At 73.3% G+C, this 7,570-nt stretch carries 6 protein-coding genes and 1 rRNA gene; 1 reads left to right on the forward strand and 6 read right to left on the reverse strand.

The annotated features are described in order from the left end of the window. The first annotated feature begins 2 nt into the window (after positions 1 to 2). Positions 3 to 119 (forward strand): 5S ribosomal RNA (rrf, locus tag DMH12_RS35810). 93 nt (positions 120 to 212) lie between these two features. Here rrf and DMH12_RS35815 read toward each other — a convergent pair. The 6 genes from DMH12_RS35815 to DMH12_RS35840 form a co-directional block, all read right to left on the reverse strand. Beyond that, complete coding sequence (locus tag DMH12_RS35815; protein ID WP_125495481.1) at positions 213 to 1,523, reverse strand: DUF58 domain-containing protein; 1,311 nt, start codon at positions 1,521 to 1,523, stop codon at positions 213 to 215. Then, complete coding sequence (locus DMH12_RS35820) at positions 1,523 to 2,512, reverse strand: MoxR family ATPase (protein WP_125495483.1); 990 nt, start codon at positions 2,510 to 2,512, stop codon at positions 1,523 to 1,525. The genes DMH12_RS35815 and DMH12_RS35820 overlap by 1 nt, the downstream gene beginning before the upstream one ends. After that, the gene (locus tag DMH12_RS35825) at positions 2,512 to 3,708 is read right to left on the reverse strand and encodes a DUF4350 domain-containing protein (protein WP_185832741.1); all 1,197 of its coding nucleotides are present in this window, start codon (positions 3,706 to 3,708) and stop codon (positions 2,512 to 2,514) included. Before DMH12_RS35825 ends, DMH12_RS35820 begins: the two co-directional genes overlap by 1 nt. Beyond that, positions 3,705 to 4,478, reverse strand: coding sequence for a DUF4129 domain-containing protein (locus DMH12_RS35830; protein ID WP_185832742.1), 774 nt, complete (start codon positions 4,476 to 4,478; stop codon positions 3,705 to 3,707). Before DMH12_RS35830 ends, DMH12_RS35825 begins: the two co-directional genes overlap by 4 nt. Before the next feature lie 4 nt (positions 4,479 to 4,482). Next, the gene (locus DMH12_RS40605; RefSeq protein ID WP_399190026.1) at positions 4,483 to 6,210 is read right to left on the reverse strand and encodes a glycerophosphoryl diester phosphodiesterase membrane domain-containing protein; all 1,728 of its coding nucleotides are present in this window, start codon (positions 6,208 to 6,210) and stop codon (positions 4,483 to 4,485) included. Between the two features lie 83 nt (positions 6,211 to 6,293). Next, positions 6,294 to 7,532, reverse strand: coding sequence for an acyltransferase family protein (locus DMH12_RS35840; protein ID WP_125495482.1), 1,239 nt, complete (start codon positions 7,530 to 7,532; stop codon positions 6,294 to 6,296). Positions 7,533 to 7,570: the final 38 nt, after the last annotated feature.

Genomic DNA, 7,570 nt, shown 5'->3' on the forward strand with positions numbered 1-7,570 from the left:
GTTTCGGTGGTCATAGCGTAGGGGAAACGCCCGGTTACATTCCGAACCCGGAAGCTAAGCCTTACAGCGCCGATGGTACTGCAGGGGGGACCCTGTGGGAGAGTAGGACGCCGCCGAACAATCATTGTATGAGAGCCCCGCACCGGGAACGGTGCGGGGCTTTCTGCGTTTAGGGGGAAAGAAGCGGGGCCAAGCGGCCCCGCCTCAGCCCTTTACAGGCGTCCGGCCGCCTTCAGTTCCAGATAGGCGTCGGCGAGTGCCGGCGGCAGGTCGTCCGGGGTGGCGTCGACGACCGTGACGCCGTGTCGACGGAGCTGGTCCGCGGTGCGACGGCGTTCCGCTTGGGCCTGTGCGGCCGCGGCGGCCTCGTACACCGCGTCCGCATGGCCGCGAGCCTTGGCCATCCCCGCGACGTGCGGGTCTGCCACCGAGGCCAGGAGGACCGTATGGCGTTGGGTCAATCGCGGCAGGACCGGGAGGAGGCCTTCCTCGATCGGAGCGGCGTCGAGCGTGGTGAAGAGGACGATCAACGAGCGGCGCGGGGCCGAGCGGAGCGCAGTGGCGGTGAGGCCGCGGGCGTCGGTCTCCACGAGCTCGGATTCCAGGTTCGCCATGGCGTTGACCAGGGAGGGGAGTACGTCGCCGGCAGCCCGGCCCTGCACGAGGGCGCGTACGCGGCGGTCGTACGCGAGGAGGTCTACGCGGTCGCCGGCGCGGGAGGCCAGGGCCGCCAGGAGCAGAGCGGCGTCCATGGTGGCGTCGAGGCGGGGGGCGTCGCCAACCCGGCCGGCGGAGGTGCGGCCGGTGTCCAGGGCGAGCAGGATGTGGCGGTCGCGTTCGGGGCGCCAGGTGCGTACGGCGACGGTGGACTGCCGGGCTGTCGCGCGCCAGTCGATGGAGCGGGTGTCGTCGCCGGGGACGTACTCGCGCAGGCTGTCGAACTCCGTGCCCTGGCCCCGGATGAGCACGCTGGTGCGGCCGTCCAGCTCGCGGAGGCGGGACAGCTTGGAGGGGAGGTGCTTGCGGCTGGTGAACGGGGGGAGCACGCGCACGGTCCAGGGGACCCGGTGAGTGCCCTGGCGGGTGAAGAGGCCCAGGGGGCCGTACGACCGGATCGTGACGCGGTCCGCGTGACGGTCGCCGCGACGGGTGGGCCGCAGGCGGGTGGTCGTGCGTCGGCGTTCGCCGGCGGGCACCGTCAGGGTGTGGCGGGACGCCGCCACCTCGGTGCCGGGTTGCCAGCTGCTGGGCGGCCAGGCGTCGCGGAGTCGGGCCCTGAGCGGGCGCGTGGACGTGTTGGTGACCGTCAACGTGACGTCCGCGGTGTCACCCAGGCGTACGGATGTGTCGCCGGAACGAGTGAGGCGCAGGCGCCGAACAGGAGCGGCCAGCGCGAAGTCGCAGGCGCAGGCGGCCGCGAGCGGCGCGTTGACCGCGAGGATGCCCGTCCAGCTGGGGTCCCAGATGCCGATCGGGACGGAGCCCAGGGCCGCGATGAGCGCGGCGCGTCCGGTGAGTGCCATCAGCGGGGGACGGGGACGTGGGCGAGGATCGCGTTGATGACGGAGTCCGCGGTCACGCCCTCCATCTCGGCCTCCGGGCGGAGCTGGACGCGGTGGCGGAGGGTGGGGAGGGCCAGGGCCTTCACGTCGTCCGGAGTGACGTAGTCGCGGCCGGTGAGCCAGGCCCACGCGCGGGAGGTCGAGAGCAGTGCCGTGGCTCCGCGTGGGGAGACGCCGAGGGTGAGGGACGGCGAATCGCGGGTGGCGCGGCAGATGTCGACGACGTAGGCGGTGATCTCGGGGGAGACGGTCGTCTTGGCGACCTCGGCGCGGGCGGCGTCGAGGTCGGCGGCGTTCGTGACCGGGCGTACGCCCGCGGCGCGCAGGTCGCGCGGGTTGAAGCCGGTGGCGTGCCGGGTGAGGACGTCGATCTCGTCCTGGCGGGAGGGGAGGGGGACGGTGAGCTTGAGGAGGAAGCGGTCCAGCTGGGCTTCCGGGAGGGGGTAGGTGCCCTCGTATTCCACGGGGTTCTGGGTGGCCGCGACGAGGAAGGGCTCGGGGAGCGGCCGGGGGGTGCCGTCGACCGTGACCTGGCGCTCCTCCATGGCTTCGAGGAGGGACGACTGGGTCTTCGGGGGCGTGCGGTTGATCTCGTCGGCGAGGAGCAGGTTGGTGAACGCCGGGCCGGGCTGGAACGAGAACTCGGCGGTGCGGGCGTCGTAGACCAGGGAGCCGGTGACGTCGCTCGGCATCAGGTCGGGGGTGAACTGGACGCGCTTGGTGTCGAGTTCGGTGGCTGCGGCGAGGGCGCGGACGAGGAGGGTCTTGGCGACTCCGGGGACGCCTTCGAGGAGGACGTGGCCGCGGCACAGGAGCGCGACGACGAGACCGGTCACGGCGGCGTCCTGGCCGACCACGGCCTTGGCGATCTCGGCGCGCAGGGCTTCGAGGGCGGTGCGGGCGTTGCCCGGGTCCGCGCTCTGCCCGGCGTTGTCAGTGGTCGGGTCCATCATGGACGGCGTACCTCACTTTCGAGGGCGTCGAGTTGGTCGGCGAGGGCGATCAGGGCCGCGTCGTCGCCGGGCGGCGGGCCGAAGAGGAGGGTGTGCAGGGACTGTCCGTCGCCGTGGAGGTGGGCGGACAGGGCGGGGAGCAGGGCCTCGGGCGTGTGCGCCTGGGAGACGGGGACGCCTACGAGGGGGGCGAGGCGGGTGCGGGTGGCGGAGCGAAGAGCGGAGGCCGCGCGGTCGCGGGCGTTGGCCTTGCGGTAGAGGCGGGCGCGGCCTTCGACGGTCTCGGAGGCGCGGATCGCGACGGGGAGCTTCTCGGGCACCAAGGGGCCGAGCCGGCGTGCCCGCCACAGGGCGGCGAGGGCGGCGGCGATGAACAGTTGCAGGGTGCCCCAGAGCCAGCCGGAGGGGAGCAGGTCGAAGAAGCTGCGTTCGTCGTCCGGGTCGGGGACGTCGGAGAGCGAGGGGAGGTACCAGACCAGATGGTCGCGGGAGCCGAGGAGTTGCAGGGCGAGCGAGGCGTTGCCGTGCTCGTCGAGGCGGTCGTTGACGAGGATGTCGCGGGCGCCGAGGACGACGGTGTCGCCCCGGGTGCCCTCCGCGGAGGTGTCGGGGACGCGCAGCAGCGTGGCCAGGCGCCGGCTGGGGTAGCAGGCGTCGGCTTCGATGTGGGTGCTGTAGCGGAGGCCACCCGTGTCGGCGGTGCCCGCGCGCCGGGCGGCGGGCAGGTCGCAGGCGGGGGCGAGCGTCGAGTCGAAGCTGAGCGCGGGGTCGGCGGTGACGCCGGGGACGAGACGTTCGACGGCGGGGCCGCCGGGGGCCACGAGGACGGTGCGCCCGCCGGAGCCGGTGACCGCGGAGCGCAGGCGCGTCTGTTGACGCTCGGTCAGGAGGTCGGGGGCGGCGACCAGCAGGGTGGTGTCCGGGCCGGACGCGGCGCGGGCTTCGTCCAGGGTGCTGACGACGCGCGTGGAGACCCCCCGGTCGGCGAGGAGTTCGGCGACGGCGCGGCTGCCGGAGGGGTCGGCGGAGCGTGGGTCGAGTTCGCCGTGGTGGTCGCCGGAGCGGACGACGGCGATCGCCACGGCCCCGGCGAGCAGCAGGACGAGTGCGAGGGCGACGCCCCGCCCGCGCGTCCAGATCTGGCGGGCGGTGGGCGAGGCCGAGGTGGTGGGGATCGTCGCCTCGGTGGTCATCCGGCGGCTCCCCGGGGGGTGTCCGTGCCGCCCCCGCTGTTACCGGGCGTGCTGCCCGCCAGGTGCGGCTTGCTGCGGTCCAGGTCGTGGTCGAGTTCGGTGAGGCGCCGGTACGCCTGCTCGGTTCCGGGGCGGCCGCCGTACGTGACGTCGTCGAAGTCCCGGGCGGCTGCCCGCAGCCGGTCACCGTGGGCGGGCAGGGCGCGGCCGGCCTCGGTGGCCGCCTCGTCGGCCGTGCGGCCGGGCCGGATGTCGAGCAGGGCGCGTTCCTCCAGGGCGCGGACGACGGCCCGCATGCGCTCTTGGACGGCCTGGTTCCAGTGGCCCTGGGCGGCGTGTGCCTGGGCGGCGGCGCGGTGCTCGGCGGCGCTGCGGGGGCGGTCGTCGAACAGGGCGGGGGCGGAGGCCGGCCCGCGGCGCGGGGTGCCCAGGCGCCACCAGAGGGCGCCCAGTACCGCCACGACGGCCAGGACGACGACGACCAGGCCGAGCGTTCCTCCGGGCGTCGCCGTGGACGCCCTGGCGAACAGCTCGTCGATCCACTCCCAGAAGGTGTCCAGAGCCCGCTGGAACCAGCTGGGGTCGTTCTCGTGGTACATGCCCTTGGACAGCTCGCGCTCGGCGGCCTCCCGCGCGGGGTCGCGCGGAATCGTCACCGGCGGTTCGTCGCCGGAGCGCGACAGCGACCGTACGAGGCCGTCGCCGGTGCGTGACAGCGTGCGTACGGCGATGTGCGACGTCTCTGTGAGAACTCCCCCCGCTGGGCTCACCCCGTCAGCTCCCCGGGACGGCGCCGGGGGCGCCGGAGCCCTGGGTGCCCGCGGCGCGGGCCAGTTCGAGGTCGAGGGCCTCGCGGCGGATGCGCTGGTCGATGTACAGCAGTACGGCGACGCCCGCCGTGATCGGGAAGGTGATCATGGAGCCGATCACCGAGCCGATGCCGCTGACGATGAGGAAGGTCCAGCCGAGGTCGCCGGTGCCCTCCAGGAAGCCGCCGACGCCGTCGCCGCCGAGGGTGGCGGCGAGGAAGGCGAACGGGATGACGATGATCGACGCGACGACGTTGGCGATGATCGTGGCGAGCAGCTGGATGCCGAAGACCCGCCACCAGGAGCCGCGCACCAGTTTCACGGAGCGGCTCATCGCCTTCTTGATGCCCTGCTTCTCCAGCATCAGCGCCGGGGACGCCAGCGAGAAGCGGACCATCAGCCACACGGCGACGACACCGGCCGCGAGGACGCCCAGGACGGTCAGGGCCACGCCGGCCTCGTCGCCCGCGGTGGCCGTCACGAGGAGCCCGGGCGCCATGCCGACGATGAGGATGCCCGCGACGATGAGCAGCAGCAGGATGATCAGGCCGAACAGCTTGAGCACCTGGGGGCGGGCGTCCCGCCAGGCCTCGCCGGCGGTCACCGGACGGCCGAGCACGGCGCGGCTGGTGACGGTCGTCAGCAGTGCCGTGGCCAGGACGGTGCCGATCAGGGAGATCAGGAAGACGACACCCGAGTTGATCGTGGTCTCGGTGAGGGCGTCGCCGAGTTCGCTCAGGGAGGCGTCGGGGTCGTTGAGGGCCTCGGTGCCGGCGTTGTCCAGGACGAGGCCCTGGAGCAGCACGACGATGATCTCCGTGAAGACGGCGACGGTCAGGGAGATGCCGAGGACCGTGCGCCAGTAGGTGCGCATCGTGGAGACCGCGCCGTCGAGGATCTCGCCGACACCCAGCGGGCGGAGCGGGATCACGCCGGGTTTGGCCGCGGGCGGCGGGCCGCCCCAGCCGCCTCCCCAGCCGCCGTGTCCACCGGGGGCGCCGTAACCGCCGGGGGCGCCGTAGCCGCCGGGCGCGCCGTAACCGCCGGGCGCGGCGTGGCCGGCCGGCGACCCGCCGAACGGATTCCCGTGGCCCGGGAGCTGCCCGCCAGGGGGCAGGTACCGCACCCGACCGGTCTCGTCGGCCATCGGGACGAACCCCGCGGCCTGCAACCGGGCCGCGAACCGCGCGTTGCGTTTGCGGGTGACGAGGAAGCCGACGCCCAGGAGGGCGAGGACGGCCAGCCAGACGACCGCGGCCACGACGAAGTCGTCGGACGAACCGCCCGAGCGGTAGGCGAGGACCACACAGCCGATGGTGACGCCGAGCGCGCCGTACCCCATCCGCCTCTCGGCGCTCTTGCCGGTGAGGTCGAAGTTGATCCGCGCCTTGAGGAGTTCGAAGGCGTCGGGCACGAGCGGCGGCACCGAGACCCCGTCGCCCGCGTTCGGGTACTGCGCCCAGTTCTGCGCGGCCCGGGCGCGGGCCTGCGGGCTCGGGTCGGGCACGAGCAGCATCGTGAGCGAGCCGTTGCTCCCGCCACCCTGGCGGGCGTCGGCGTACTCGTAGCCGAACTGCTGGGCGACGAAGGCGAGCTTGGCGAGCTTCTTCACGGACGCCATCGGGCTGGTCAGCTCGACCGCCTCGCCGCTCGCCATCAACCGCAGCATCTTCTGCGTCTGCCGCTTGCTCATCCCGCCCGTTCCCCCCTGACCGGCTCACGCCACCGTGTTCACTCGCGCAACCGGTGCAGTCTCGCACGCCGGTACGACGGCCGTCAGCCCCGGTGCGCCGCCCGCGCCCTCGGCCGCCCGCGCGCGGCGCTCCTGGCGCCGTCCGGCCACAGCTGCGGTCTGCGTTTGGCGGCCACGTCCTCCATCCAGCCGAACCAGACGACGCAGCTCCCGATGAGCAGCCAGGCGAGGACCAGGACCGGCCAGGGGCTCTCCAGGAGCCAGGTGAAGTGCTCGTACATGACGTCGAAGCCCCACAGCTGGTCCCACACGGTGGCGGCGATCAGGATGCACACGTTGTGCCACAGGTAGATCGTCACCGCACGGGAGTTGAGCAGGGTGACGACCCGGTCCCAGCGGCGCAGCCGGCGCGGCCACTCGGTCCACGACGGGCTCACGTGCAGGAGCAGCAGCACGGTCGCGAAGGACCAGACGGCCTGGGCGAAGGGGATGGAGTCCAGGTCGTAGCCGGACTTGAAGCCCTCACCGAAGGCGTACCAGAGGCCGAGCGCACCGATCAGCGGGGCCACCGACGGCACGACGTAGCGCGGCAGCCGCTTCAGGACCCCTTCCTGGTGGGCCATGCCCAGGATCCAGCAGGCCCCGAAGGTGCTGAAGTCGGTGAGGGCGGAGGGGATCCGCTCGCCCGGCAGTTCGAGGTAGCCGAACTGGAAGGCTGCGGAGAGCGCGATCGGCGCCAGGATCGTGGGCCACGGCAGGGCGCGCAGCGCGCGCAGCAGCAGTGGGGAGAGCAGGACGTACCAGAGGTAGGCGCGGATGTACCAGAGCGGCCCGGCGAGGTCCGCGGCCCAGTTGTCGCCCAGGAGCCCGTGGATGCCGGACAGGCCCTCGGCGTACGGCGGGTCGCTCAGCGGCAGGATCCAGAAGGTGAGGTGGAGCCACCACCACCCCGGGTGCCCGTCGTCGTTCGGCCCCCACCCCTGGAGCAGCATGCCGGTCACGCCCACCGCGCCGAGCAGCCACAGCGGCGGCAGCAGGCGGCGCATGCGGCCGCGGACGACCTGCACGGCGGGACGCTTGAGGGAACGGACCATCAGGTTGCCGGCCAGGGCGAACATCACGCCCATGGACGGGAACAGCACGGGCAGCCACGCCCAGCCCGTCAGGTGGTAGAGGACCACGCGGAAGAGCGCCACGGCCCGCAGCAGGTCGAAGTACCGGTCCCGGACGGGCGCCGACCGGGCCTGCTTCTGCCGGGGCAGCACCGGCGGGGCGGTGGCGGTGTCCGCGCCGACGGGGGCGTACGGAGGTGGTGCGGTCACGTACGGGGCTTTCCGGGGTGTTGCGGTCGGGTCGGGGA

The organism is Streptomyces sp. WAC 04229, assembly GCF_003947455.1.
GTDB lineage: Bacteria > Actinomycetota > Actinomycetes > Streptomycetales > Streptomycetaceae > Streptomyces.

Excerpts from the sequence above, each read along its gene's own strand:
- DMH12_RS35815 (WP_125495481.1), bottom strand. The coding sequence starts at position 1,523 with ATGGCACTCACCGGACGCGCCGCGCTCATCGCGGCCCTGGGCTCCGTC.
- DMH12_RS35820 (WP_125495483.1), bottom strand. The coding sequence starts at position 2,512 with ATGGACCCGACCACTGACAACGCCGGGCAGAGCGCGGACCCGGGCAAC.
- DMH12_RS35825 (WP_185832741.1), bottom strand. The coding sequence starts at position 3,708 with ATGACCACCGAGGCGACGATCCCCACCACCTCGGCCTCGCCCACCGCC.
- DMH12_RS40605 (WP_399190026.1), bottom strand. The coding sequence starts at position 6,210 with ATGAGCAAGCGGCAGACGCAGAAGATGCTGCGGTTGATGGCGAGCGGC.